The organism is Streptomyces sp. WM4235 (assembly GCF_001279725.1).
GTDB lineage: Bacteria > Actinomycetota > Actinomycetes > Streptomycetales > Streptomycetaceae > Streptomyces.
Map to the genome: position 1 here is coordinate 16,764 of NZ_LGDE01000315.1, position 22,949 is coordinate 39,712.

Here is a 22,949-nt window from a genome sequence, read left to right on the forward strand (position 1 = left end):
GCGTGGTCAACTAGAGCGCACGTACTGATCTATTGGGGGAGGGGCACGTGCGTTTTCTGCGGGCCATCGTCATCATCGGAGTGATCCTGGGGGCCCTGTTCGTGGGCGCCGACCGCTGGGCGGTCGATTACGCCGAGAACCAACTGGCCGACAAGATCCAGTCCCGGCAGGGGTTGTCGGGTGACGTGAAGGTGGACATCCACGGCTTTCCGTTCCTGACCCAGGCGTTGGACCACCGGCTGGAGCAGGTGGATCTGGTGCTCACGGGCGTGGACGCCTCCGCCGAAGGCCGCAAGGCACGGCTGACGCGGATCGAAGCCGCCTTCCACGACGTGAAGTTGAACAGCGACTACAGCGGCGGCACGGCCGGCAGGGCCGAGGGCAAGGCCCTGGTCTCGTACGCGGACCTGACCGCGGCCTCGGAGACCGGGGTGACCGTCTCCTACGGCGGACAGCCGGGCAAGGTGAAGGTCAGCGCGACGGTGGACTTCCTCGGCCGGAAGTTCACCCGCAGCGTGATCTCGACCGTCACGCTGGAGGACGCGAAGGACTCCCCGGGCGGCAAGATCGTCCGGGTGCGCGCCGAGGAGGTTCCGGGCGAGGGGATCCCGGGGATCGAGAAGGTCGTCCGCAAGAAGACCGACTTCGACCGCCGGCTCGACGCCGGTCTGCCGGCCGGACTGAAGCTCACCACCCTGACGTCGGACGAGGCGGGCGTGCATCTGGCGCTGACCGGCACGAACGTGTCGCTGGCCGGATCGTGAGACGGTGCGGTCCGCCCCTCAGAAGGGTGGGTCGCGCGAAGAGCCCCGGAGGCCGCCCGAGCGGCCTGCCGGGGCTTTCTCGTCCATCATTCGGACGATCCTGTCTCGACATATGACACACCGGTGACAGGGCGGTCGATTCGTCCCTACGATCCATGACTATGAAGCATCAGCAGGCGGACCTCACGAAGCGGCGGGCAGTAGACCTGTGTCGCGTCGCCGCCATGCTCTGTCGATCCATGTGACGTGTGAGCGCATCCGCTCCACCGGCCGGACGACTGGCCTTCCCCGCGTGACCGCACCCCGCCTTCCGCCCGCCCGACGCCTCCCCGCCCGGGTACCGCGAGGCCGATCCGTCCGCGGCGCGCACCCGCAGCACCATCCCGCAGCAGCACCAGCACCACCCCGCCGCACACTGCCCCGGAGGAGAACACCATGAGCCGCAGCGACGTCCTCGTAGACGCCGACTGGGTCGAGGCCCACCTGAACGACGCCGACGTCGTCATCGTCGAGGTGGACGAGGACACGTCCGCCTACGACAAGAACCACATCACCAACGCCGTCCGGATCGACTGGAAGACCGACCTCCAGGACCCGGTCCGCCGTGACTTCGTGGACCAGGAGGGCTTCGAGAAGCTCCTCTCCGCCAAGGGCATCTCCAACGACGACACCGTCGTCCTCTACGGCGGCAACAACAACTGGTTCGCGTCCTACGCCTACTGGTACTTCAAGCTCTACGGCCACCAGGACGTCAAGCTCCTCGACGGCGGCCGCAAGAAGTGGGAGCTCGACTCCCGCGACCTGGTCGACGGCAAGGACGTCCCGAACCGCCCGGCCACCCAGTACAAGGCCAAGGCCCAGGACAAGTCCATCCGCGCCTTCCGTGACGACGTCGTCGCCGCGATCGGCTCCCTGAACCTGGTCGACGTCCGCTCGCCCGACGAGTTCTCCGGCAAGCTGCTCGCACCGGCGCACCTTCCGCAGGAGCAGTCGCAGCGCCCCGGCCACGTGCCGAGCGCCCGCAACATCCCGTGGTCGAAGAACGCCAACGACGACGGCACCTTCAAGTCCGACGACGAGCTGACCGCCCTCTACGAGGCCGAGCAGGTCGATCTGGCGAAGGACACCATCGCCTACTGCCGCATCGGTGAGCGCTCCGCGCTCACGTGGTTCGTGCTGCACGAGCTCCTGGGCCAGGAGAACGTCAAGAACTACGACGGTTCGTGGACCGAGTACGGCTCGCTCGTCGGCGTGCCGATCGAGCTCGGCGCCGCCAAGTAACCCGAGCAGCCCCTGCGGGCCCGCGGGGCCGCGCCGCCCGCAGTACGTACGCAGACCCCTCCAGGACAGGACAGAGACATGTGTGGAGCAAAGACCGGCGGGCCCGACCTCGCCACCCTCAAGCCCGGTGAGACCGCCATCCAGGGCCAGGTGACCAAGGACGGCGAGCCCGTCGTCGGTTACGTGCGGCTGCTGGACTCGACCGGCGAGTTCACCGCGGAGGTCCCGACCTCCGCGACCGGCCAGTTCCGCTTCTACGCGGCCACCGGCTCCTGGACGCTGCGGGCACTCGTCCCGGGCGGCCAGGCGGACCGGGCCGTCGTCGTCGCGGACGCCGGCGGCGTGACGGACGTGGCCATCGCCGTCTGATCGCTCCAGACGAGAACGGCCGGAGGGCCGCACCCCAGGGGGTTGGACGCCACTGGAACGGGGTGCGGCCCTTCGTGCCGTCCCGGCCCGTGCACGAGCGCCCGTCCCGGCTCGTGCGCGGGGGCCCGTCCCGGATCCTGCGCGGCGGCCGGTCCCGGACCTACGCTGGAGGCATGTACGCCCGGCGGCGCCGCGCCTACTTCCTCATGATGGGCGGCTGCCTTTTCCTCTTCGTCTCGGCCTGGTCCTTCGTACGGCTCTTCTCCGTGCCGGCCGCCGTGGCGATGTGCGTCGTCGCCATGGTCATCCCGCCGGTCGCCGCGATGATCGCGAACCGGCGCGGCCCGGACGACCGCTGGTGGGACGACCCCTCGGGCGACAAGAAGTCGGACGAGTGGTGGGACGAACTGGACGGCAAGCACCGCCGCGACGAATGACGCGCCCCGCCGGACGCGGGGCCGGACGCCCGGCCCGCCACCGGTACGGCCCACCTCGCAGAGTGCGCCGGGTCCCGGGCCAGTAGGCTTGGGGACCGGCCCCGTACCTCCGGGGACTCCGTCCCGGGGGGACCCCCCGAACGCAACCTTCGAGGAGCACCTCCCGTGCTTGAGACTTTCTTCTCCGCCCTGCTGGTCCTGGTCTGCGTCGGCGTGCTCGCCTTCACCGCCCTCGCCGTGAAGAAGCTGTACCAGGGCCAGCGCTGACCCCCTGATCGGCAGCCGTCCCTCCCGGATCCCTCCCACAGATCGCCTGAGCAGCCACACATGATCCAGATCCCGTCCGACCTGAACCCGGGCCTCGTCCCGCTCGCCTTCCTCCTCGGCAACTGGGAGGGCGCGGGAGTCTTCGACTTCCCCGGCGAGGAGAAGTGCAACTTCGGCCAGGAAGTCGTCTTCAGCCACGACGGCCGGGACTTCCTGGAGTACGCCTCCCACACCTGGGTGCTCGACTCCGAGGGCAACAAGGTGCGGCCGCTCGAATCCGAGTCCGGCTACTGGCGCATCGACAAGGACCGCAAGGTCGAGATCGTCATGGTCCGTGACCAGGGCGTCGTCGAGGTCTGGTACGGCGACCTCGCCGACCAGAAGCCGCAGATCGACGTCGTCACCGACGCGGTGGCCCGCACGGCGGCCTCCGGCCCGTACAGCGGCGGCAAGCGGCTGTACGGCTACGTCAAGAGCGACCTGATGTGGGTCGGCGAGAAGGCCACGCCCGACGTCGAGCTGCGCCCCTACATGTCGGCCCAGCTCAAGAAGGTCGTCACCCCGGAGGAGATCGCCGACATGGCGCGCAACCTGCCGGACATGCCGGACGACGGCATCGCGTTCTTCCGCTGATCGGCCGTTTTCCACAGCCTGTGCGAGAAGGGGACCCCGGGACCGCCCGCGGTCCCTTTCGCGCGCTTACACTGGCCGGGTGGTGAGCACCGAGGGCACCGGGACCGCCGACGGCGGACTCGACTGGAAGAGCGACCTGCGGCAGCGCGGATACCGGCTGACCCCGCAGCGCCAACTCGTGCTCGAAGCGGTCGACGCACTGGAGCACGCGACCCCCGACGAGATCCTCGTCGAGGTCCGCAAGACGGCCTCCGGGGTCAACATCTCCACCGTCTACCGCACGCTGGAGCTCCTGGAGGAGCTCAAACTGGTCTCGCACGCCCACCTCGGACACGGCGCCCCCACCTACCACCTCGCCGACCGGCACCACCACATCCACCTGGTGTGCCGCGACTGCGCCGAGGTGATCGAGGCCGATCTGGACGTGGCCGCCGAGTTCACCGCGAAGCTCCGCTCCACCTTCGGCTTCGAGACCGACATGAAGCACTTCGCGATCTTCGGGCTCTGCGCGAAGGACGCCGCCAAGCACCGCGCCGCCGAGACGTAGCACCGCCGCACGACACCCCGTGGGATCGTCGGGTCCGGGGTCGTACGCTGGTGGCATGACCAGCAGCCCCTTGCTCCATCTCCCCGGCGCCGTACCGGCCGAAGGCCGCGACGAGGGCGTCGCCGCCCACTACGGAGAGCTGTACGGCGAACAACGCGCACTCGCGGACGGCCGGGGGTTCGTGGACCTCTCCCACCGCGGGGTCGTGACCGTCACCGGCACGGACCGGCTGAGCTGGCTGCACCTGCTGCTCACCCAACACGTGACCGACCTGCCGCCCGGACAGGCCACCGAGGCGCTGATCCTCTCCGCCAACGGGCACATCGAGCACGCCCTGTACCTCGTCGACGACGGCGAGACGGTCTGGGCGCACGTAGAGCCCGACACCCAGGAGGCGCTGATCGCCTACCTGGAGTCCATGAAGTTCTTCTACCGCGTCGAAGTCGCCGACCGTACGGCCGAGTTCGCCGTCGTCCACCTGCCGGCCGGCTCGATCGCCGAGGTCGCGAAGGAACTCGCCGTCCGCGAGACCGCGCACGGCCGGGACGTCTTCGTGCCCCGCGAGGACCTGGAGGCGTTCGCCGCCGCGCACGGCCCCGCCGCGGGCCTCCTGGCGTACGAGGCCCTGCGCGTGGAGTCGCACCGGCCGCGTCTGGGCCTGGAGACCGACCACCGCACCATCCCGCACGAGCTGGGTTGGATCGGCACCGCCGTCCACCTCCAGAAGGGCTGCTACCGGGGGCAGGAGACCGTCGCCCGCGTCCACAACCTGGGGAAGCCCCCGCGCCGGCTGGTGTTCCTGCACCTGGACGGCTCCGAGGTGCTGCTCCCGGCGCACGGCACGCCCGTACGGCTCGCCGCCGACGGCGAGGAGGGCCGGCAGCTGGGCTTCGTGACCACGGCCGTCCGCCACCACGAGCTGGGGCCGATCGCGTTGGCGCTGGTCAAGCGGAACGTCCCGCTGGACGCGCCGCTGCTCGTCGGCAAGACGGCCGCCGCGCAGGAGGTCGTCGTCGCGCCCTGACGGGCCCACGTGGGGGCGCCGTCACGGCGAGCCCTACACGTCGATGACGATGGTGAACGGGCCGTGGTTGGTCAGCGAGACGCGCATGTCCGCCCCGAACCGGCCCGTCTCCACCGTCGCGCCCAGCGCCCGCAGCCGCGCCACGACCTCGTCGACCAGCGGCTCGGCCACCGGGCCGGGCGCCGCCGCGTTCCAGGTGGGGCGGCGGCCCTTGCGCGCGTCGCCGTAGAGCGTGAACTGGGAGATCACCAGCAGCGGGGCGTTCACGTCGCTACAGGACTTCTCCGCCTCCAGGATCCGCACCGACCACAGCTTGCGGGCCAGCAGCTCCGCCTTCTCCGGCGTGTCGTCGTGGGTGACCCCGACCAGGACGCACAGTCCCTCGCCGACGATCTCCCCGACGGTCTCGCCGGCCACCACGACGCTCGCGCCGTCCACCCTCTGCACCACTGCTCGCATACCACCTGTGTATCAGGCGTGCACCCGTCCGGGGCCGATCGGGTGCAGTGGGACTGCATCCACACCACGGACAGTGGCACGATGCACGCAGGCGGTGCCTCCGGCACCGGTCGAGGGGACGGACACGTTCACATGAATCTTTCTGGTACCTCCGTACCTGCGCCCGCTTCGGCGGCGGCGACGGCCGCCGACGTCGCGGCGGCGACGGTGAGACCTCCCGCGCAGCGCACCGGCGAGTCGCAGGGGCCGACCACCCCCGCCACCGCCCTCGGGCTGCCCGAACTGCGTGCCCTGCGCCGGGACGCGCAGCGCGACGAGGCCGATCTCAGCTACGTACGCAGACTCCTGCACGGCCGCATCGACATCCTGCGCGCCGAACTCGCCCGCCGCTGCGACCCCGAGGCGGCCCGGCGCGCGAACCCCGAGACGCCGGTGGTGGACCGGCTCTCGGAGATCCTCGCCGACGCCCCGTCCAGCCGCAGCGCCTCGGCCCGGCACGTCACGCTCGCCGCCCCGCACAGCGAGGAGTTCCGGCTGCTGGAGGCGGAGATGCTCTGCGACGTGGAGCTTTCGGACCTGGGCGCCCGCACGGACGACGAACTGCACGAGGCGATGGGCCGCTTGGTGCGCTACGAGCAGCAGGTCTCCCGGCGCCGGCAACGGTTGCAGCGCACCGCCGACGAGGCCGGCGCGGAGATCACCCGCCGGTACCGGGAGGGCGAGGCACAGGTGGACGACCTGCTGGCGTAGCCGCGGGGGCGCCGGGGCCGGCGCCTGGCGTAGCCGCGGGGGCGCCGGGGCCGGCGGTGAGCGGGCCGCTTCGGGGCGGCGGAAATTCAGGCGACGTGCTCGCGGCGCGGCGGTTAGCGTGGCCGGCCATGACCACCGATGTCCGGCCGATCGCCGCCTCCGAACTCCCCGACTGGCTCCGAGCCCTCAACACCGGCTTCCTCACCACCGCCCCCGTCACCGTTTCCGACGTCGCCCAACGGGCCGAGTACGGCGACCTGGCCCGCATCCGGGGCGCCTTCGACTCCGAGGCCGGCCGCTGCGTCGCCACCTTCCGGTCCTTCGCGCAGGAGCTGACCGTTCCCGGCGGGGCCGTCGTCGTCGCCGACGCCGTTTCCAACGTCACCGTGTCGCCCACGCACCGCCGCCGGGGCCTGCTGACGCGGATGATGCGCGCCGACCTGACGGCCGCGAAGGACCGCGGCGAAGTGCTGTCCACGCTGATCGCCGCCGAGTACCCGATCTACGGCCGGTACGGCTACGGGCCCGCCACCTCGATCGCCGAGTGGGAGATCGAGGTGGCCCGCACCGGCCTGGACCCGCGCTGGTCCGGGCCCGGGGACGGCGGGCGGATCGACCTGGTGGACGCGGCCGAGGCCCGCCGGATCGGCGCCGCCCTCCACGAGCGGCTGCGCGCGCACGCGCACGGCACCGTCGACCGCGACGAGCGCTGGTGGAACCTGGCGTCCGGCACGGAGCAGATGTCCCACCGCCCCTACAAGGAGTCGTTCCACGCCGTCCACCGCACGGCCGACGGCGAACCCGCCGGGATCGCCGTCTACCGGGCCGACGACCAGTGGAGCGACGCGAAGCTCCCGCAGAACACCGTGCAGGTCAAGGACCTGATCGCGGTCACCGTCGACGCGCAGCGGGCCCTGTGGCACTTCCTGTGCTCCATCGACTGGGTGCAGAAGGTCCGCACCGGATACCGGGCCCCCGACGACCTCGCCCCGCTGCTGCTGCCCGATCCGCGGGCCGCACGCCTGGTGACCGCCGCCGACTTCCTGTGGGTGCGGGTGCTCGACGTCGTACGGGCGCTGAGCGCGCGGACGTACGCCGTGCCGGGGGTCCTCGTCCTGGAGGTGACCGACGCGGAGGGCCTGGCCGACGGGCGCTACCGGCTGGACACGGGCACCGGCGACTGCGCCCGTACGGAGGAGCCCGCCGACCTGCGCCTCGACGTGTCCGCGCTGGGGTCCCTGTACCTCGGCGACGAGTCGGCGGTCCGGTTGGCCGCGCTGGGGCAGGTCACGCAGGAGCGGCCGGGGGCGCTGGCGCTCGCCGACGCGGCCTTCCGCACGGCTCGCCGGCCGTGGTGCCCGGACGTGTTCTGACCGGCCCGTCCCCGTACCCCGTCAGGGACATGGAGTTCACGGTGCGCGGCGGACGTATCGTCGCGATCGACATCCTGGCGGATCCGGCGCGGCTGGAGACCCTGGACGTCACGGATGGGAAACCGAGGACTGAGGTACGTGGCAACACTCGTGGAACGCCTGCGCGCGGCCGGCTGTGTCTTCGCGGAGGAGGAGGCGGACCTGCTGACGGCCGCCGCGCGGGACGACGGACACCTGGCGGGCATGCTGGCACGCCGGGTCGCCGGCGAGCCCCTGGAGCTGGTGGTGGGCTGGGCGGGCTTCTGCGGCCTGCGCATGGAGGTGGGCGAGGGGGTGTTCGTACCGCGCCGGCGCAGCGAGTTCCTCGCGCGGGAGGCCGTGGCGCTGGCCCGGCCCGGCGCGGTGGTCGTCGACCTGTGCTGCGGAGTGGGCGCGCTGGGCGCGGCGGTGGCCTCGCAGGTCCCGGGCGTCGAGCTGCACGCGTCGGACATCGACGAGGTGGCCGTCGGCTACGCCCGCCGGAACGTGGCCCCGTACGGCGGGACCGTCCACCGGGGCGACCTGTACGCGGCGCTGCCCGGGGACCTCACGGGGCGGGTGGACGTCCTGGTGGTCAACGCCCCCTACGTGCCCACGGAGGAGATCGGCTTCCTGCCGCCGGAGGCCCGCGAACACGAACCGCTGACCACCCTGGACGGCGGCGCCGACGGTCTGGACGTCCACCGCCGGGTCGCGGCCGGGGCGCTGCACTGGCTGGCGCCCGGCGGGCACCTGCTGATCGAGACGAGCGCCCGGCAGTCCCCGGTGACGGCGTCGGCACTGGCCGCGGGCGGCCTCACGGTACGGGCGGTCGGCTCGCGGGAGCTGTATGCGAACGTGGTGATCGGCGCCCGGCCGGGCGCCTGAACGGCCCACCGTTCCAGGGGAGTCGACGGACGGGTGCGGGCCGGACCACATGGGGGAGGGGACGCGCGGTGGACCACGGGGCATGGCGGGCGGATCGGTTCGAGGAGCACAGGCCCAGGCTGAGGGCGGTGGCCTACCGGATGCTCGGCTCGGTCAGTGAGGCCGACGACGCGGTCCAGGAGGCCTGGTTGCGTCTGGACGGCACGGACGCGGACGCCATCGAGAACATGGCGGCCTGGCTGACCACGGTTGTCGGCCGGGTGTGCCTGAACATGCTGCGTTCCCGGGCGACCCGCCGCGAGGATCCGTTGGAGTTCCGGACACCCGACCCGGTCATCAGCGGCGAGGACGGTCTCCACCCGGAACAGCAGGCCCTGTTGGCGGACTCCCTGGGCCTGGCGCTGCTGGTCGTCCTCGAATCGCTGGCGCCGGCCGAGCGGCTCGCGTTCGTCCTGCACGACATGTTCGCGGTGCCCTTCGACGAGATCGCCCCGATGATCGAGAAGACCCCGGCCGCGACCCGGCAGCTCGCGAGTCGGGCCCGCCGCCGGGTGCGCGGCAGGGCCCCGGCCCCCGACCCGGACCTCGCACTCCAGCGCCAGGTGGTCGGCGCCTTCTTCGCCGCGGCGCGGGACGGCGACTTCGAGGCGCTCGTCTCGGTGCTCGACCCCGACGTGGTCCTGCGCTCCGACGGCGGCGTGACGCGCGCCCGCCACACGCTGGTGTTCAACGGCGCCCGCACGGTGGCCTCGCAGGCGATCACCTTCGGTTCCCTGTCGCCGTTCGCCCGCCCCGCGCTGATCAACGGGACCGCCGGCGTCATGGTGGTGATGGACGGCCGCCGCCTGTCGGTGATGGCCTTCACGGTCGTCGGAGGCAGGATCGTCGCCATCGACGTCCTGGCCGACCCGGAACGCCTGAAGGAGCTCGACCTGAGCGCCCTCGACCTCTGAGTCACGGGTCCCCGGCCGGGGCATGCGCGCGGACGCGCCCCGGCCGGGGCGCGGCGCACCTCACGCGGACAGGCCGCAGGCGCCGAGCAGCTCGCCGGGGCCGTCGCAGACACCGAGTACGTCGGCCGCGGCCCGTCGGATCTTCGGCTCGGGATCGTCCAGCGGGCCCGCAAACTCGGGCAGGGCCTGTGTCCACGCCGCAGACCAGCCGGGATCGAGGAACCGGGCATCGGCGCGACCGGCTTCCGCCGCCTGCATCGCCACGAGTTCCAGCATCGCGCGGCGGCTCGGAACCCGCGGTGTCGCAGCCAGACGGAGTACGAAGGGCAGAGCGGCCGAGGCGGCGGAACAGACCCGGCCACCCTGGTGGAAGAGCAGATTGAGCAGTTCGTCCGAGGCGCCGTCCGCGTCGTCCCGATCCGGACCCGCGCATCGGCGGAGCAGTGCGGGAACGTCCTCGGCGGACCCGTAATTGTGCTTCAGCGCAGCCCGGTTGATCCTGTCCAGTTCCACTTCCCCTTCCACCCACATGCGCGCGACCCTGCCGGCGGATCGTCCCCGAAGCCCGGCCGAGTGTCGTCCGGGGCTCTTCGGGGAAGGCGAAGCCGCAGTGGCAGGTGTCGCCCCTCACGGAGCGGGAGTTATTGCAAGCGTCTGCTTGCAATAGTTAGCAACGTGCGGCAGGATCGGGGCATGGCATCGCTCAACGTCGGGAACCTCGGCGAGTACCTCCGTGAGCAACGGCGACAGGCCCAGCTTTCGCTGCGGCAACTGGCCGACGCCGCAGGGGTGTCGAACCCGTACCTGAGCCAGATCGAGCGCGGGCTGCGCAAGCCGAGCGCGGACATCCTCCAGCAACTGGCCAAGGCGCTGCGGATCTCCGCGGAGACGCTGTACGTGCAGGCCGGAATCCTGGACGAGCGGGATCGGGACGAGGTCGAGACGCGGGCCGTCATCCTCGCCGACCCGTCCCTCAACGAGCGGCAGAAGCAGGTGCTGCTCCAGATCTACGACTCGTTCCGCAAGGAGAACGCGCCGGCCGCGGCAGCCGCCGACGCCGCGGTCGACGCCGCGATCGATGCCGACGACGAGCCGCCCCATACGAACCGACTGTGATCCGGGAGGACCAGCACATGGCCATCGCCGATGACCTGAAGAAGACCCTCACCGACCCGACCCCGCTCTACTTCGCCGCCGGCACCGCCGACCTCGCGGTGCAGCAGGCCAAGAAGGTGCCCGGGTTCATCGAGCAGCTGCGCGCCGAGGCCCCCGCACGCATCGAGGCCGTGAAGAACACCGACCCGAAGGTCGTCCAGGAGAGGGCCAAGGGGGCGCAGGAGGCGGTCACCGCCAAGGTCGCCGAGGTCTTCGGGGCGATCGACCCGAAGAAGCTGGGCGAGACCGCCCAGGACCTGGCCCTTCGCGGTGTGGGCGTGGCCGCCGAGTACGCGGTGCGCGCCAAGGAGACGTACGACAAGGTCGCCGAGCACGGCGAGCAGGCCGTACGCGCCTGGCGCGGCGAGCTGACCGACGAGATCGTCGACATCGCCGAGGTCGTGGAGCCGGCGGCGCCCGCGAAGTCGGAGCCGGCCGCCGAGCCGGTGGCCGCCGACGCCTCCGCCGATGCCCCCGCAGACGCCTCCGCCTCCGCCGAGGAGAAGCCGTCCGCCCGGAAGACCACGGCGCGCAAGAGCACCGCGAAGAAGACGGTCGCCGCGACCGGCGACAAGAGCTGACGCGACCGGCGACAGAGCCGATCGGACAGGCGACGGACCGGGCACCGGGAAGGTGTCCGGTCCGTTGTCATGGGTGAGGGCCGCTTCCCCCGGTAGCGTGGGGGCGAAGGCATCAGACGCGGAAGAAGGTGGTCGAGGCGATGTTGATGAACGGTTTCGACAACGGGGTCATCCCGTTGCTCGGATACGCCATGCTGGCGCTCGCCGTCGTGGCCTTCGTGTTGGCGCTGATGGCGCGCGACGACGCCTACCGGGCGGCCGACAAGAAGACCAAGACCTTCTGGCTGGTCATCCTCGGCATCACGATCCTCGTGGACTTCTTCCTCGGGATGCTGTTCCTGCAGATCGCCGGCCTGGTGGCCTCCATCGTCTTCATGGTCGACGTTCGACCTGCCCTGAAGCAGGTGTCGGGCGGCGGTCGGCGCAGCGGCGGCAGCAGCAGCGACGGTCCGTACGGTCCGTACAACGGCGGCCGATAAGCACTCTCGCAGGAACTCCCGGCCGGGGGTCCCGGTGGTGGGCCCGGCGCCGTGCGCCGGGCTCAGCCCTCCGCGCGGGAGAGCAGGACCACGGCGACGTCGTCGGTCAGCTCGCCGCCGTTGAGGCGCCGGGCCTCTGTGACGGAAGCCTCCAACAGGCTCTCGCCGCTCAGCCCCTGATCCAGATGCCGGTTGATCATCTCGATCATTCCGTCCTGTCCGAGCCGTTCCTTGCCCTGGCCGATCTTCCCCTCGATGAGGCCGTCGGTGTAGAGCATGAGGCTCCAGGTCCCGCCCAGCTCGACCTGGCGGCGGGGCCAGCGGGCCTTGGGGAGCAGTCCGAGCGCCGGCCCGCTGTTCTCGTACGGGAGGAGCCGCGCGGCCCGACCCGGCCTGGAGATCAGCGGCGCCGGATGACCGGCCAGGCAGAGGCCGGCGCGCCGACCGTCCGGGGCGATGTCCACGGTGCACAGCGTCGCGAAGATCTCCTCGCAGGGGCGCTCCACCTCCAGCACCTCCTGGAGCGTGGCCAACAGATCGTCCCCGCACAGTCCCGCGAGGGTCAGCGCCCGCCAGGCGATGCGCAGCTCGACACCGAGGGCGGCCTCGTCGGGGCCGTGGCCGCAGACGTCGCCGATCATCGCGTGCACGGTGCCGTCCGGGGTGCGGACCGTGTCGTAGAAGTCCCCGCCGAGCAGGGCCCGGCTGCGGCCGGGCCGGTAGCGGGCGGCGAAGCGGAGGTCGGAACCCTCCAGAAGGGGGTTCGGGAGCAGTCCGCGTTCCAGGCGGGCGTTCTCCTGGGCCCGGAGTTTCGATTCCGCGAGCTTGTACTGGGCTATGTCGGCGCGCTTTCTCTCCACGGCGTAGCGGATGGCCCGGCTCAGCAGCCGGCCGTCGAGCTCGTCGCGGAAGAGGTAGTCCTGGGCGCCCACCCGTACCGCCTCGGCGGCGTGCTCCGCGTCCGCCTCGGCGGTCAGCACCAGCACGGCGTGACGCGGGGCGAGCCGCAGGACCTCGCGGAGCGTGGCGAACCGGTCGTCGGCGGTACCGGGTCCCGGGTTGGCGAGCGACAGGTCCAGCAGGATGCAGTGCACGTCGGGAGTGAGCAGCCGGGTGGCCTCGGTGAGGTTGCGGGCGGTGCGCAGTCGTATGCGATGGCCGTCGGCGTCCAGTATCTCGGGCACGGTGAGGCCGCCCGCGGGATCGTCCTCGATGACCAGGAGGGTCAGGGACGTCTGCGCGGGTACGGGGACCGGGATGGTGGTCGGGACGTGCTCGACGGCGGTGGCCAACAGGGCCTGGCCGCCCTCCGTGGCGAGGTTCTCCCTCTGCCGCGGTATGGGTAGGGGCATCGTCTCCGGTTCCTTCCCTCCCCCCGAGGGTGCGCTCATGCGCTCGACCCTAGCGGGCCGGAACGGGGGAGCGGAATGGCGGTCCGGTGGAGGTCCCGGGGAGGGCCTCCGTCATATGCCGTTATCGCGGGGGAAATGCGGGCTGATGGGATGACCAAGCTCACGGTGGGAGGACCGAAGTCCCGGCTGCCGAGATGACCCGATGTGGGCTTCACCACGCGCACCGGGCGAAACCGACCCCCGCGGGGGTCCCCGCCAGGGGGACCAGGCCCGGAGTGGGAAGCGGAGCCCGCTCCGGGAGCCCGCTCCGGGGGCCCGGCCCGGTACCCGTCGGAAGCCCGACCCCGGACCCACCGGGCCGCCGGGCACCGTGGGCCGCGCGTCACACGCCCACGGCCCCGCCCGGATCGGGCCGGCGAGAACCCCGCCACCCCATGGACCGGCCGCTGCGCGGCTACGCGTCCGGGCGGACGACCGCCTTGATCGGCATCGAGCCCGCGCCCGCCATCGTCACGTCGCGGCCGGGTCGTGGCGCGTGGACCATGGCCCCGTCCCCGACGTACATCCCGACATGGCTCGCGTCGTCGAAGTAGATGATCAGATCGCCCGGCCGCATGTCCTTCACGGCGACCTTCCGCAGCCGCAACTGCTCCTGCGAGGTCCGCGGGATCGCCTTCCCCGCCGCCAGCCAGGCCTGTGAGGTCAGGCCCGAGCAGTCGAAGGACCCCGGGCCCGTGGCGCCCCACTCGTACGGCTTGCCCACCTGGGCCGTGGCGAACTGGACCGCCCTCTTGCCCGCGTCCGTCGCCTTGCCGCTGACGTCCTTCATCGCGCCGGACGACAGCCACTGCGTCTGCGCCTTGTACTGGGCTTCCTGCTCCAGCTGGAGCAGCCGGGCCTTCTCCTCGGCCTCCAGCTTGCTCTCCAGGTCCTGCGCGGCCTTGATCTTCTCTTCGATCCGCTTCTTGGACTTCTCCCGCTCGACCCGGTTCGTCTCCAGCTTCTGCCAGACCGTGCTCGCGTCCTTCGCGTACCGCTGGAGGTCGTGCTGGGTGCGGTCGAGCTCGGTCAGCAGGTCCGTGGTGGCCTTCTCGCCCTGCCGCAGCCGGTTTTTGGAGTCCAGGAACTGGCTCGGACTGTCGCTCAGCACCAGCCGCGCGCCCGCCGGCAGTCCGCCCGAGCGGTACTGGGCGCGGGCGGCGGCGCCGGCCCGGTCCTTCAGCCCGCTGATCCGCTCGCGGCCGGCCACGATCAACTGCGCGATCTGGACGATCCGCTCCGACTGGACCTTCGTCTCGCTCTCCGCGAGGTTGTAGGCGTCCGTGGCGCTTCCGGCCTGGCGGTACAGATCCTCTATCTCCTTGCGGATCTGCTCCAGGGACTTGGCTCCCGGTTCGGGCGTGGGCGCCGCCGGCGCTCCGGGCACGGAGGGAGCGGCGGGTGCCGCGTGCGCCGTCCCCGAGAGTCCGAGGCCCGGGGCCGTCAATATCGCCATCGCGCACAACAGCGTGAGAGCGGATGCGCCCCGTCGGTGCGCTCGCTTCACGGTCCCCATGGTCCCCCCAGGTGCCCCGCGTCAGACCGATGTCATCCCACACCAGATCTGACTATTCATCAGTAACTTGGCACTGCCTTCGGGATGGTGCCACGAGTCCGTGAATTCCGACACCCTTGCGGATGCCCCCCTGATCATCACCGGCCACGTCACGCCCGCCCCTGACGACTCAACGGGCCGCTCCGGGCGCGGGTTCCCCGACACGCGAGGTTCACCCCGTCGGGCGCAACGCCTCCCAACGCACCGTCAGTTCCCCCTGCCTCCACCGCACCGGCCCGTCCGCCAGCGGCCAAGTCCCGGCCAGGGCCCGGGCCGTGCGGATCCAGCGCTGCCGCGCCCCGTACGAGGCGTACGGGGCCGCCGCCGCCCACGCCCGGTCGAAGTCGCGCAGGAACGCGTGCACCGGCTCACCCGGGACGTTCCGGTGGATCAACGCCTTCGGCAGCCGCTCGGCCAGGTCCGACGGCCGCTCCAGCGACCCCAGCCGGGTCGCGAACGTCACCGTGCGCGGCCCCTGCGGACCGAGCGCGACCCACACGTGCCTGCGCCCGATCTCGTCGCAGGTCCCCTCGACGAGCAGCCCGCCGGGGGACAGCCGGGCGCACAGCAGCCGCCACACCTCCTCGACCCGCTCCTCGTCGTACTGGCGCAGCACGTTCGCGGCGCGGATCAGCATCGGTGCCTCGCCGCCGTCCAGGGGCACCTCGAAGCCGCCGTGCCGGAAGGTCAGGCCCTCCCGTTCGTACGGCTTGGCACCCGCCACCCGGGCCGGCTCGATCTCGATGCCGACCACCCGCACGGCGGGGGCCGCGGCGCGCAGCCGCGCCAGCAGTTCCACCGCCGTCCACGGCGCCGCCCCGTAACCCAGGTCGACCGCGACGGGAGCCGTCGCCCGCCGCAGCGCCGCCCCGTGCGTCGCCGCGATCCAGCGGTCCATGCGGCGCAGACGATTCGGGTTCGTGGTCCCGCGCGTCACGGTGCCCACGGGGCGTCTCGGGGGCGGCGGGGTGCTGCGGGAGGCCATGCGCCGAGCGTATGCGGAGCACACACCCAACATAAAAATCCGGCAAACGACCGAGGAAAACGGTGCCCCCCGGAATGCGGGGCACCGCCGTCCGGGTTGCACTGCTGGAAGAGCGCCGCCCGCGCTCCGTTCGCCATGCCGTCCGCGCGGCACCCGGTGTACGCGTCGTACGAGTCGCCCGAGTCGTCCGAGCGAGAGGAACTGCTCCCTTGAGCCAGTACGTGTCCCGCCTCGGCGGCAGCATCAGCGGTCGGATAGCCGCCGCCCGCAGCACCCGTCACGACCCGCCGCGCCTGCGCCTCCCGGCCGTCGGCCACCACCGCAAGCCGCGCCGCGTCGCCATGCTCAGCGTGCACACCTCACCGCTGCACCAGCCGGGGACCGGCGACGCGGGCGGGATGAACGTGTACATCGTCGAGCTCGCCAAGCGCCTCGCCGCGATCAACATCGAGGTCGAGATCTTCACCCGGGCCACCACCGGAGGGCTTCCGCCGGCCGTCGAGCTGGCCCCTGGCGTCCTCGTACGACACGTGGACGCGGGCCCGTACGAGGGCCTCGCCAAGGAGGAGCTGCCGGCGCAGCTGTGCGCCTTCACCCACGGTGTGATGCAGGCCTGGGCCGGGCACCGCCCCGGCTACTACGACCTCGTCCACTCCCATTACTGGCTCTCCGGCCACGTCGGCTGGCTCGCCGCCGAACGCTGGGGCGTGCCCCTCGTCCACGCCATGCACACCATGGCCAAGGTCAAGAACGCGGCGCTGGCCGAGGGCGACACGCCCGAACCGGCCGCCCGCGTCATCGGCGAGACCCAGATCGTCTCCGCCGCCGACCGGCTGATCGCGAACACCGCCGAGGAGGCGGACGAACTCGTACGGCACTACGAGGCCGACCCCGGGAAGGTGGCCGTCGTCCACCCCGGGGTGAACCTCGACCGGTTCACCGTCGGCGACGGCCGCGCCGCCGCCCGCGCCCGCCTCGGGCTGCCCCGGGAAGCCGTCATCCCCCTCTTCGCGGGCCGCATCCAGCCCCTCAAGGCCCCCGACGTCCTGCTGCGGGCCGTCGCGGAGCTGGTGGACCGGGACCCGACGCTGCGCAGGCGGCTCTTCGTTCCCGTCGTCGGCGGGCCGAGCGGCAGTGGGCTCGCCAAACCGGAGGGGCTCCAGAAGCTCGCGGCGAAACTCGGCATCGCGGACCTCGTGCACTTCCAGCCGCCGGTCGCGCAGGACCGGCTCGCGGACTGGTTCCGCGCGGCCTCCGTGCTGGTCATGCCCTCCTACAACGAATCCTTCGGGCTCGTCGCCCTGGAGGCCCAGGCCACGGGCACGCCCGTCCTGGCCGCCGAGGTCGGCGGCCTGCCGGTGGCCGTCAACGACGGGGTCACGGGCATCCTCGTACCCGGCCACGACCCGGTGGACTACGCCCGTGAGCTGCGGCGTTTCGTGGACGACCCCGGGCTCACGGACCGGATGGGCGGCGAGGCGGCCCGGCACGCGCAGTTCTTCGGCTGGGACACCGCGGCGGCGGGCACCGCCGACGTCTACACCGCGGCCATGCATGATCATCGCCGTCGCGTACGCTCCCACCATGGCTGACACCGCCGAGATCATCGAAGCCACGCTGAACGGCGCCGAGCTGAGCTGGGAGAACCCGGACCCGGGCACGTACGTCGTCCAGCTCCCCGGCACCCGCAAGCTCTCCACGACCTGCTCGCTGCGCGTCGGCAAGCACTCCCTGTCGGTCAACGCCTTCGTCATCAGGCACCCCGACGAGAACGAGGCGGGCGTCCACCGCTGGCTGCTGGAACGCAACCTCAAGCTGTACGGGATGGCCTACGCCGTCGACCGCCTCGGCGACGTGTACCTGACGGCCCGACTGCCGCTGACCGTGGTCACCCCGGACGACCTGGACCGACTCCTGGGCACCGTCCTGGAGGCGGCGGACGGCGCCTTCAACACCCTGCTGGAACTCGGCTTCGCGAGCGCCATCCGCCGCGAGTACGAATGGCGGGTCTCCCGCGGCGAACCGACCTACAACCTCGACGCCTTCAAGCACCTGACCCGCCCGGCGGGCACCTGACCCGAGCCTTCGCGCGGAAGGCCGAGCCTTCGCGCGGAAGGCCGCGTCAGAGTTCGGCCGGGGTCGCGGCCGGCGTCCGCTCCGGCGTCGGCGCCTGGACCACCCCGGCGGGCTGGGCCGCCGGCACCTGGGCCGGGACCGGGGCCTCGACCACGGCGACCGCCGGCGCCGCCGACTCGCCGACCTCGGGCAGGTTGCGCATCAGCAGCCAGTAGCCCAGCGCCGCCACCGTGCCCAGACCGGCGGTGCCGGCCCACAGCCAGGAAGCGCCGAACCGGTCGATCGTGAACCCCGCCATCAGGGGCGCCACCAGCGAGGCCACGGCCCAGGACAACGTGTACATGCCCTGGTAGCGGCCCCGGCCGTGCAGCGGGGACAGTCGGGCGACCAGCCCCATCTGCGTCGGCGAGTTCACGATCTCGGCCAGCGTCCACACGCACACGGCCAACCCCAGGCTCCACACGGCCCCGCCGAAGGCCGTCAGCGCGAACCCGTACCCGGCCAGCAGCGCCGACAGGACCAGCAGCATCTGCGGATCCCGGTGCTCGATGAACCGGGTGACCGGGATCTGGAGCAACACGATCAGCACCCCGTTCACGGCGATGACGAGCCCGTAGTCACCCGTCGAGAATCCGGCCTCGCCCATGGCCAGCGGCAGTCCGAACGAGCCCTGCATGAAGATCAGCGAGATCAGGAACGACAGCCCGACCACACCCATGAACCGGCCGTCCCGCAGCACCGTCCCCATCCCGATCTCCGGCTCGGCCGCCGCCTTCTCCGCGGCGCTCTTCTCCGGCCGGGACTCGGGCAGCTTCACGAACACCAGCACCGCGCACACCAGGGTCAGCGCGGCCTCGCCCAGGAACCCGGCGAGGTAGCTGTACTCGGCGATGAACCCCGCCACCGTCGCGGACACGGCGAAGCCCAGGTTGATCGCCCAGTAGTTCAGCGCGAAGGCCCGGACCCGGTCCTCCGGCCGCGCGAGGTCCGCCATCATCGCCTGCACCGCCGGGCGCGAGGCGTTCGAGGTCATGCCCACCAGCAGGGCCACCGCGGCAATCGCCGCCGGGTGTTCCATGCAGCCGAGCAGTGCCACCGAGAACGCCGTAGACGCCTGCGCCGCCACCAGCGTCGGCCGCCGTCCCAGCCGGTCGGTCATCACCCCCGCGACCAGCGAGGACACCACACCGCCCAGCCCGTGCAGGGCCACCACCAGACCGGCGAACGAGCCCGAGTAGCCCCGCTCCAAGGTCAGGTACAACGTCATGAACGTCGCGACGAACGCCCCGAGCCGGTTGACGAGGGTGCTCGTCCACAGCCACCAGAACGCGCGCGGAAGACCCCCCACGCTTTCCCGGGCAATCCGCGTCAAACGGCCTGTGAACATACGGATTCCCCCAGGATATGTAAGTGTCTCTACGGCTTTCCGCATGCTACGAACGTCCGTGGTGCCCCGCCAGTCAATTGACGCCGAACGTCAAACGACCCCCTCCCGAGTACCGAACGAGCGGGTCCCCGCGGCCCGTACGAAAGCCCCCCGAGCCCCCTGGACACCGCGCGCGAGCGCCCCGGGGCGTCCATTAGGCTCGTACGCATGGCCGACGCACCGTACAAGCTGATCCTCCTCCGCCACGGCGAGAGCGAGTGGAACGCGAAGAACCTGTTCACCGGCTGGGTGGACGTCAATCTCAACGAGAAGGGCGAGAAGGAGGCGGTCCGCGGCGGTGAGCTGCTCAAGGACGCCGGCCTGCTCCCCGACGTCGTGCACACCTCGCTCCAGAAGCGCGCGATCCGCACCGCGCAGATGGCGCTCGAGGCAGCCGACCGTCACTGGATCCCCGTCCACCGCTCCTGGCGCCTGAACGAGCGCCACTACGGCGCCCTCCAGGGCAAGGACAAGGCCCAGACCCTCGCCGAGTTCGGCGAGGAGCAGTTCATGCTGTGGCGCCGCTCGTACGACACCCCGCCGCCGGCCCTCCAGGACGGCACGGAGTACTCGCAGTCCGAGGACCCGCGCTACGCGACCATCCCGCCGGAGCTGCGCCCGAAGACCGAGTGCCTCAAGGACGTCGTCGTCCGCATGCTGCCGTACTGGTACGACGGCATCGTCCCGGACCTGCTCGCCGGCCGCACCGTCCTGGTCGCCGCGCACGGCAACTCGCTGCGCGCCCTGGTCAAGCACCTGGACGGCATCTCCGACGAGGACATCGCGGGCCTCAACATCCCGACCGGCATCCCGCTCGCCTACGAGCTGGACGCCGAGTTCAAGCCCCTCAACCCGGGCGGCACCTACCTCGACCCGGCCGCCGCCGCGGCCGCCATCGAGGCCGTCAAGAACCAGGGCAAGAAGAAGTAGTCCCAAGCCACGAACAGCCCCCCGTCCGCCGTTTCCCGGCGGACGGGGGGTTTCTCGTCGTACGGCCCCCTCTTCCTCCTAAGCTCCCGCACATGAGTACGAGTTCTCCGCAGGGCAAGTCAGAGGCACCGCACTCCGTGTCCGTGGCCGGGGCGGTGCCGCGCGAGGACGGCCGGCTCCTGGCGATCCGTCGCGCGGACAGCGGGACGTGGGAACTGCCGGGCGGAGTCCTCGAAGTCAGCGAGTCCCCGGAGGTCTACGCGGTCCGGCTCCCGGACGCCCTGGACGGTGCGGGCCCCCACGTCCGCAGCCATGACGGCAGGCGCCCGACGGGAACCTCCGTATGACGTCCTCGCCCGCGGCGGGAGGTGCGCCGCGAAAGTTGAGCGAGCTGCACGACGTCCACGACTTCCTGGATGAGGTACGCCTACGACCGGGCATGCACCTGCGTCCCCCCTTCCCGCTCCGGGATCTCCAATCGATCCTCTACGGGTACCGCGTCGCCACCGAGGTACACGGCGCACCAAGCATGGGGATCTTCGAGCACTTCGGCCCCTTCGGCGAATGGTTGTGGCCTCGGCTCGACATGCGGTACCCAAGCGCCCTGGGCTGGGCGGTGGAGATCGAGCGAGCAGCCGAAGCGGCGGGCACGCCGGCCGTGGAGTTGTTCTTCGAGCTCCTCGACGAGTTCCGTGCCGAGACCGGGCCCTGAGGGTTTCCCGGACCCGCTCGGCGGCGACGCTCGCGCCTTCGGCCCGCTCCGCGTGCCGTGCAAGCCCGTTCAGTGGTCGTCGAGCGCCACGGCGAACGCGTCGGGCTGTTCGCGCCGGAGGACATCACATCGGTCGTGGTAGACCAGGACGGCTTCCTGGAGGGAGCGTCCGAGGTGCTCGTGGATGGTCTTGATCGCGGAGATGGTGCGGCCCGCGAGGATCTCACTGTCGGCGATGGTCAGTGGCGCCGGGACGTTTTCCTTCATGCGGGCAAGATCGCATGCGGAAGTGGTGGAGCGCAGCCGAGATTCGGGGGTGCGGGGCCCGCCGGGCAGTCCGCCGGGCAGTCCGCGGGGCAGGGCGTCGCCCCCTGGCCTCACGGCCTGTGGCGGTCCGAGGCGGAGCGGCGGCGCAGGGAGAAGCGGGACACCTGTCCACCGGGTCGGGATCGGCCCCTTCGCGCACGAACCCTCTCACCGAGGCGACCGTGGCCACACCGGCGAACACCGAACAGCGCGAAGACCCACCAGAAGCGCGCGAAGAAGTCCACGCGTCGAACCTGGGGCACACGGGGATCCGTACATGGCATCCGAGTGAACTCGACTCCCTGCCAAGGGAGTTCGCGTGCACGAAGGACCCCGTCCGACGGGGTCGGACGGGGCCCTCGCATACGTGGATCCGGCGGGCGGGGTCAGCCGCCGCACTGGCAGGGGGCGCCGGACTGGCAGCCGCAGCCGCAGCCCGAGCCGCACCCGCAGGCCGCGAGCAACGGAAGGCGGAGCGGCTCCCGGGGCTGCGGCTGCTCGTGTTCCGGGGTGATGGGGACGGGGGAATCGGACATGGATCCTCCTCGCAGGCGGCGTGCGCACAGGTCGTCGTCGTACGGCGTGGTGCCTTCGTGCCTTCGTGCCTTCGCCTCATTCATGCCCAGCCGCACCGGCGCGTCAACGGCGCATTGGGGCTCGCCCCGACCAGACGGCACCCCGCCCCCGACTCGACGACGCCCCGCCCCCGACCCCGTCCGGCCGGTCACACGCGTCAGATGCCCTCCACCTGCGTGGGCTGCTGGAGCTCGTCCGCGTGTTCGCCCGTCACCAGGTACACGACGCGCTTCGCGACCGACACCGCGTGGTCCGCGAACCGCTCGTAGTACCGGCCCAGCAGCGTCACGTCGACGGCCGTCTCGATGCCGTGCTTCCAGCGGTCGTCCATCAGGTGCTGGAACAGCGTGCGGTGCAACTGGTCCATCTCGTCGTCGTCCTGCTCCAGTTGGAGGGCCAGGTCGACGTCCTTCGTGATGATGACCTCGGCCGCCTTCGCCATCAGGCGCTGCGCCAACTGGCCCATCTCCAGGATGGTCGCGTGCAGGTCACGCGGTACCGCCGTGTCCGGGAAGCGCAGCCGCGCCAGCTTCGCCACGTGCTGCGCCAGGTCGCCGGAGCGCTCCAGGTCGGCGCTCATCCGCAGCGAGGTCACGACGATGCGCAGGTCGGTGGCGACCGGCTGCTGCCGGGCCAGCAGGGCGATGGCCCGCGCCTCCAGGTCGTGCTGGAGGTCGTCGACCTTCTGGTCCCCGGCGATGACGCTCTCGGCCAGCTTCAGGTCGGCGTCGAGCATGGAGGTCGTGGCCCGCCCGATCGCGGAACCGACGAGCCGGGCCATCTCGACCAGGCTTTCTCCGATCGAGTCCAGTTCCTCGTGGTACGCGTCGCGCATGGTGGTCCCTCTCTCGACTGCTCGCCCGCTGATGTCGCGGACTCTTACTACTACTGCCCTATCGCTGCGTGGCTTCTTGCCTCACGTTGCCACGGTGGGCCTCGAACGCGTCCGACTCCGGCACCGCAAGTGAATCAACCCCGTCGCCAGGGTGAACTCTGGGCGACGAGTGTTCGAGC

At 71.6% G+C, this 22,949-nt stretch carries 29 protein-coding genes; 20 read left to right on the forward strand and 9 right to left on the reverse strand.

Annotated features, from left to right (window positions below; all coding sequences use genetic code 11):
- Positions 1–47 precede the first annotated feature (47 nt).
- The 8 genes from ADK55_RS20500 (at position 48) to ADK55_RS20530 (ending at position 5,322) form a co-directional block, all read left to right on the forward strand.
- Positions 48–764 (forward strand): DUF2993 domain-containing protein, encoded by a 717-nt coding sequence (locus ADK55_RS20500; RefSeq protein WP_053680789.1) that lies wholly within the window; start codon positions 48–50, stop codon positions 762–764.
- Between the two features lie 161 nt (positions 765–925).
- A complete protein-coding gene (locus tag ADK55_RS41005) occupies positions 926–1,009 on the forward strand; it encodes a putative leader peptide (RefSeq protein ID WP_350206375.1) in 84 nt (27 codons plus the stop codon).
- A gap of 190 nt (positions 1,010–1,199) precedes the next feature.
- The gene (locus tag ADK55_RS20505; RefSeq protein WP_053680791.1) at positions 1,200–2,045 is read left to right on the forward strand and encodes a sulfurtransferase; all 846 of its coding nucleotides are present in this window, start codon (positions 1,200–1,202) and stop codon (positions 2,043–2,045) included.
- Positions 2,046–2,123: 78 nt separating this feature from the next.
- Positions 2,124–2,414, forward strand: coding sequence for a DUF1416 domain-containing protein (locus ADK55_RS20510; protein WP_053680793.1), 291 nt, complete (start codon positions 2,124–2,126; stop codon positions 2,412–2,414).
- Positions 2,415–2,587: 173 nt separating this feature from the next.
- Positions 2,588–2,851 carry a DUF3099 domain-containing protein gene (locus tag ADK55_RS20515; protein ID WP_053680860.1) on the forward strand — a complete coding sequence of 88 codons (264 nt, stop codon included), beginning with the start codon at positions 2,588–2,590 and terminating at the stop codon, positions 2,849–2,851.
- 327 nt (positions 2,852–3,178) lie between these two features.
- Positions 3,179–3,751 carry an FABP family protein gene (locus ADK55_RS20520; RefSeq protein WP_053680795.1) on the forward strand — a complete coding sequence of 191 codons (573 nt, stop codon included), beginning with the start codon at positions 3,179–3,181 and terminating at the stop codon, positions 3,749–3,751.
- 79 nt (positions 3,752–3,830) lie between these two features.
- A complete protein-coding gene (locus tag ADK55_RS20525; protein ID WP_053680797.1) occupies positions 3,831–4,298 on the forward strand; it encodes a Fur family transcriptional regulator in 468 nt (155 codons plus the stop codon).
- A 55-nt stretch (positions 4,299–4,353) separates the two neighbouring features.
- Positions 4,354–5,322: a YgfZ/GcvT domain-containing protein gene (locus tag ADK55_RS20530; protein ID WP_053680799.1), complete on the forward strand. Its 969-nt coding sequence runs from the start codon at positions 4,354–4,356 to the stop codon at positions 5,320–5,322.
- A 33-nt stretch (positions 5,323–5,355) separates the two neighbouring features.
- Here the strand turns inward: ADK55_RS20530 and dtd are convergent, their stop codons facing one another.
- Positions 5,356–5,781 carry a D-aminoacyl-tRNA deacylase gene (dtd, locus tag ADK55_RS20535; protein WP_053680800.1) on the reverse strand — a complete coding sequence of 142 codons (426 nt, stop codon included), beginning with the start codon at positions 5,779–5,781 and terminating at the stop codon, positions 5,356–5,358.
- Positions 5,782–5,913: 132 nt separating this feature from the next.
- Between dtd and ADK55_RS20540 the strand changes: the two genes are divergently transcribed.
- From ADK55_RS20540 to sigJ, 4 genes are all read left to right on the forward strand, one after another.
- Positions 5,914–6,531: a hypothetical protein gene (locus ADK55_RS20540; RefSeq protein WP_053680802.1), complete on the forward strand. Its 618-nt coding sequence runs from the start codon at positions 5,914–5,916 to the stop codon at positions 6,529–6,531.
- Positions 6,532–6,659: 128 nt separating this feature from the next.
- On the forward strand, positions 6,660–7,904 hold the full coding sequence (locus tag ADK55_RS20545; protein WP_053680805.1) for a GNAT family N-acetyltransferase: 1,245 nt from the start codon (positions 6,660–6,662) through the stop codon (positions 7,902–7,904).
- Positions 7,905–8,018: 114 nt separating this feature from the next.
- The gene (locus tag ADK55_RS20550) at positions 8,019–8,810 is read left to right on the forward strand and encodes a putative protein N(5)-glutamine methyltransferase (protein ID WP_053680807.1); all 792 of its coding nucleotides are present in this window, start codon (positions 8,019–8,021) and stop codon (positions 8,808–8,810) included.
- Between the two features lie 68 nt (positions 8,811–8,878).
- Positions 8,879–9,763 (forward strand): RNA polymerase sigma factor SigJ, encoded by an 885-nt coding sequence (gene sigJ / locus ADK55_RS20555; RefSeq protein WP_078999199.1) that lies wholly within the window; start codon positions 8,879–8,881, stop codon positions 9,761–9,763.
- 60 nt (positions 9,764–9,823) lie between these two features.
- Here the strand turns inward: sigJ and ADK55_RS20560 are convergent, their stop codons facing one another.
- Entirely contained in the window at positions 9,824–10,276 is a 453-nt protein-coding gene (locus ADK55_RS20560; RefSeq protein WP_053680809.1) for a hypothetical protein, read from the reverse strand.
- Positions 10,277–10,456: 180 nt separating this feature from the next.
- Between ADK55_RS20560 and ADK55_RS20565 the strand changes: the two genes are divergently transcribed.
- The 3 genes from ADK55_RS20565 (at position 10,457) to ADK55_RS20575 (ending at position 11,978) form a co-directional block, all read left to right on the forward strand.
- On the forward strand, positions 10,457–10,879 hold the full coding sequence (locus ADK55_RS20565; RefSeq protein ID WP_053680811.1) for a helix-turn-helix domain-containing protein: 423 nt from the start codon (positions 10,457–10,459) through the stop codon (positions 10,877–10,879).
- A gap of 17 nt (positions 10,880–10,896) precedes the next feature.
- The gene (locus tag ADK55_RS20570) at positions 10,897–11,499 is read left to right on the forward strand and encodes a hypothetical protein (RefSeq protein WP_053680864.1); all 603 of its coding nucleotides are present in this window, start codon (positions 10,897–10,899) and stop codon (positions 11,497–11,499) included.
- A gap of 140 nt (positions 11,500–11,639) precedes the next feature.
- A complete protein-coding gene (locus ADK55_RS20575) occupies positions 11,640–11,978 on the forward strand; it encodes a DUF2516 family protein (RefSeq protein WP_053680866.1) in 339 nt (112 codons plus the stop codon).
- Between the two features lie 62 nt (positions 11,979–12,040).
- On the opposite strand, the gene ADK55_RS20580 is transcribed toward ADK55_RS20575, so the two are convergent.
- From ADK55_RS20580 to ADK55_RS20590, 3 genes are all read right to left on the reverse strand, one after another.
- On the reverse strand, positions 12,041–13,330 hold the full coding sequence (locus ADK55_RS20580) for a PP2C family protein-serine/threonine phosphatase (protein ID WP_053680812.1): 1,290 nt from the start codon (positions 13,328–13,330) through the stop codon (positions 12,041–12,043).
- A 454-nt stretch (positions 13,331–13,784) separates the two neighbouring features.
- Positions 13,785–14,885 (reverse strand): C40 family peptidase, encoded by a 1,101-nt coding sequence (locus tag ADK55_RS20585; RefSeq protein ID WP_053680814.1) that lies wholly within the window; start codon positions 14,883–14,885, stop codon positions 13,785–13,787.
- 211 nt (positions 14,886–15,096) lie between these two features.
- Entirely contained in the window at positions 15,097–15,909 is an 813-nt protein-coding gene (locus tag ADK55_RS20590) for a class I SAM-dependent methyltransferase (protein ID WP_199826582.1), read from the reverse strand.
- A gap of 209 nt (positions 15,910–16,118) precedes the next feature.
- On the opposite strand from ADK55_RS20590, the gene mshA reads away from it, so the two are divergent.
- Together mshA and ADK55_RS20600 are read left to right on the forward strand one after the other, a co-directional pair.
- Positions 16,119–17,501 carry a D-inositol-3-phosphate glycosyltransferase gene (gene mshA, locus ADK55_RS20595; protein ID WP_053680819.1) on the forward strand — a complete coding sequence of 461 codons (1,383 nt, stop codon included), beginning with the start codon at positions 16,119–16,121 and terminating at the stop codon, positions 17,499–17,501.
- Complete coding sequence (locus ADK55_RS20600; RefSeq protein WP_053680868.1) at positions 17,494–17,985, forward strand: YbjN domain-containing protein; 492 nt, start codon at positions 17,494–17,496, stop codon at positions 17,983–17,985. The genes mshA and ADK55_RS20600 overlap by 8 nt, the downstream gene beginning before the upstream one ends.
- A 46-nt stretch (positions 17,986–18,031) precedes the next feature.
- Here the strand turns inward: ADK55_RS20600 and ADK55_RS20605 are convergent, their stop codons facing one another.
- Positions 18,032–19,372 carry an MDR family MFS transporter gene (locus ADK55_RS20605; protein ID WP_078999201.1) on the reverse strand — a complete coding sequence of 447 codons (1,341 nt, stop codon included), beginning with the start codon at positions 19,370–19,372 and terminating at the stop codon, positions 18,032–18,034.
- A 207-nt stretch (positions 19,373–19,579) separates the two neighbouring features.
- On the opposite strand from ADK55_RS20605, the gene ADK55_RS20610 reads away from it, so the two are divergent.
- The 3 genes from ADK55_RS20610 to ADK55_RS20620 all read left to right on the forward strand — a co-directional run bounded on the left by ADK55_RS20610 (position 19,580) and on the right by ADK55_RS20620 (position 21,053).
- Complete coding sequence (locus tag ADK55_RS20610; RefSeq protein ID WP_053680821.1) at positions 19,580–20,341, forward strand: phosphoglyceromutase; 762 nt, start codon at positions 19,580–19,582, stop codon at positions 20,339–20,341.
- Between the two features lie 92 nt (positions 20,342–20,433).
- Positions 20,434–20,688 (forward strand): NUDIX hydrolase, encoded by a 255-nt coding sequence (locus ADK55_RS20615; protein ID WP_063839574.1) that lies wholly within the window; start codon positions 20,434–20,436, stop codon positions 20,686–20,688.
- Between the two features lie 35 nt (positions 20,689–20,723).
- Positions 20,724–21,053 carry a hypothetical protein gene (locus ADK55_RS20620; protein ID WP_159041497.1) on the forward strand — a complete coding sequence of 110 codons (330 nt, stop codon included), beginning with the start codon at positions 20,724–20,726 and terminating at the stop codon, positions 21,051–21,053.
- A 69-nt stretch (positions 21,054–21,122) separates the two neighbouring features.
- On the opposite strand, the gene ADK55_RS20625 is transcribed toward ADK55_RS20620, so the two are convergent.
- The 3 genes from ADK55_RS20625 to phoU all read right to left on the reverse strand — a co-directional run bounded on the left by ADK55_RS20625 (position 21,123) and on the right by phoU (position 22,770).
- Positions 21,123–21,320 carry a hypothetical protein gene (locus ADK55_RS20625; RefSeq protein ID WP_053680826.1) on the reverse strand — a complete coding sequence of 66 codons (198 nt, stop codon included), beginning with the start codon at positions 21,318–21,320 and terminating at the stop codon, positions 21,123–21,125.
- A 425-nt stretch (positions 21,321–21,745) separates the two neighbouring features.
- A complete protein-coding gene (locus ADK55_RS39265; protein ID WP_199826583.1) occupies positions 21,746–21,895 on the reverse strand; it encodes a hypothetical protein in 150 nt (49 codons plus the stop codon).
- A gap of 197 nt (positions 21,896–22,092) precedes the next feature.
- Positions 22,093–22,770: a phosphate signaling complex protein PhoU gene (phoU, locus tag ADK55_RS20630; protein WP_053680829.1), complete on the reverse strand. Its 678-nt coding sequence runs from the start codon at positions 22,768–22,770 to the stop codon at positions 22,093–22,095.
- Positions 22,771–22,949: the final 179 nt, after the last annotated feature.

Coding starts and splice junctions, on each gene's coding strand:
- ADK55_RS20515 (WP_053680860.1), top strand. CDS start 2,588: ATGTACGCCCGGCGGCGCCGCGCCTACTTCCTCATGATGGGCGGCTGC.
- ADK55_RS20605 (WP_078999201.1), bottom strand. CDS start 19,372: ATGTTCACAGGCCGTTTGACGCGGATTGCCCGGGAAAGCGTGGGGGGT.
- ADK55_RS20590 (WP_199826582.1), bottom strand. CDS start 15,909: ATGGCCTCCCGCAGCACCCCGCCGCCCCCGAGACGCCCCGTGGGCACC.
- ADK55_RS20545 (WP_053680805.1), top strand. CDS start 6,660: ATGACCACCGATGTCCGGCCGATCGCCGCCTCCGAACTCCCCGACTGG.
- phoU (WP_053680829.1), bottom strand. CDS start 22,770: ATGCGCGACGCGTACCACGAGGAACTGGACTCGATCGGAGAAAGCCTG.
- ADK55_RS20530 (WP_053680799.1), top strand. CDS start 4,354: ATGACCAGCAGCCCCTTGCTCCATCTCCCCGGCGCCGTACCGGCCGAA.
- ADK55_RS20505 (WP_053680791.1), top strand. CDS start 1,200: ATGAGCCGCAGCGACGTCCTCGTAGACGCCGACTGGGTCGAGGCCCAC.
- ADK55_RS20610 (WP_053680821.1), top strand. CDS start 19,580: ATGGCCGACGCACCGTACAAGCTGATCCTCCTCCGCCACGGCGAGAGC.
- dtd (WP_053680800.1), bottom strand. CDS start 5,781: ATGCGAGCAGTGGTGCAGAGGGTGGACGGCGCGAGCGTCGTGGTGGCC.
- ADK55_RS20600 (WP_053680868.1), top strand. CDS start 17,494: ATGGCTGACACCGCCGAGATCATCGAAGCCACGCTGAACGGCGCCGAG.
- ADK55_RS41005 (WP_350206375.1), top strand. CDS start 926: ATGAAGCATCAGCAGGCGGACCTCACGAAGCGGCGGGCAGTAGACCTG.
- ADK55_RS20520 (WP_053680795.1), top strand. CDS start 3,179: ATGATCCAGATCCCGTCCGACCTGAACCCGGGCCTCGTCCCGCTCGCC.
- ADK55_RS20570 (WP_053680864.1), top strand. CDS start 10,897: ATGGCCATCGCCGATGACCTGAAGAAGACCCTCACCGACCCGACCCCG.
- ADK55_RS20585 (WP_053680814.1), bottom strand. CDS start 14,885: ATGGGGACCGTGAAGCGAGCGCACCGACGGGGCGCATCCGCTCTCACG.
- ADK55_RS20540 (WP_053680802.1), top strand. CDS start 5,914: ATGAATCTTTCTGGTACCTCCGTACCTGCGCCCGCTTCGGCGGCGGCG.
- ADK55_RS20615 (WP_063839574.1), top strand. CDS start 20,434: ATGAGTACGAGTTCTCCGCAGGGCAAGTCAGAGGCACCGCACTCCGTG.
- ADK55_RS39265 (WP_199826583.1), bottom strand. CDS start 21,895: ATGTCCGATTCCCCCGTCCCCATCACCCCGGAACACGAGCAGCCGCAG.
- ADK55_RS20625 (WP_053680826.1), bottom strand. CDS start 21,320: ATGAAGGAAAACGTCCCGGCGCCACTGACCATCGCCGACAGTGAGATC.
- ADK55_RS20510 (WP_053680793.1), top strand. CDS start 2,124: ATGTGTGGAGCAAAGACCGGCGGGCCCGACCTCGCCACCCTCAAGCCC.
- ADK55_RS20575 (WP_053680866.1), top strand. CDS start 11,640: ATGTTGATGAACGGTTTCGACAACGGGGTCATCCCGTTGCTCGGATAC.
- ADK55_RS20580 (WP_053680812.1), bottom strand. CDS start 13,330: ATGCCCCTACCCATACCGCGGCAGAGGGAGAACCTCGCCACGGAGGGC.
- ADK55_RS20550 (WP_053680807.1), top strand. CDS start 8,019: ATGGGAAACCGAGGACTGAGGTACGTGGCAACACTCGTGGAACGCCTG.
- ADK55_RS20565 (WP_053680811.1), top strand. CDS start 10,457: ATGGCATCGCTCAACGTCGGGAACCTCGGCGAGTACCTCCGTGAGCAA.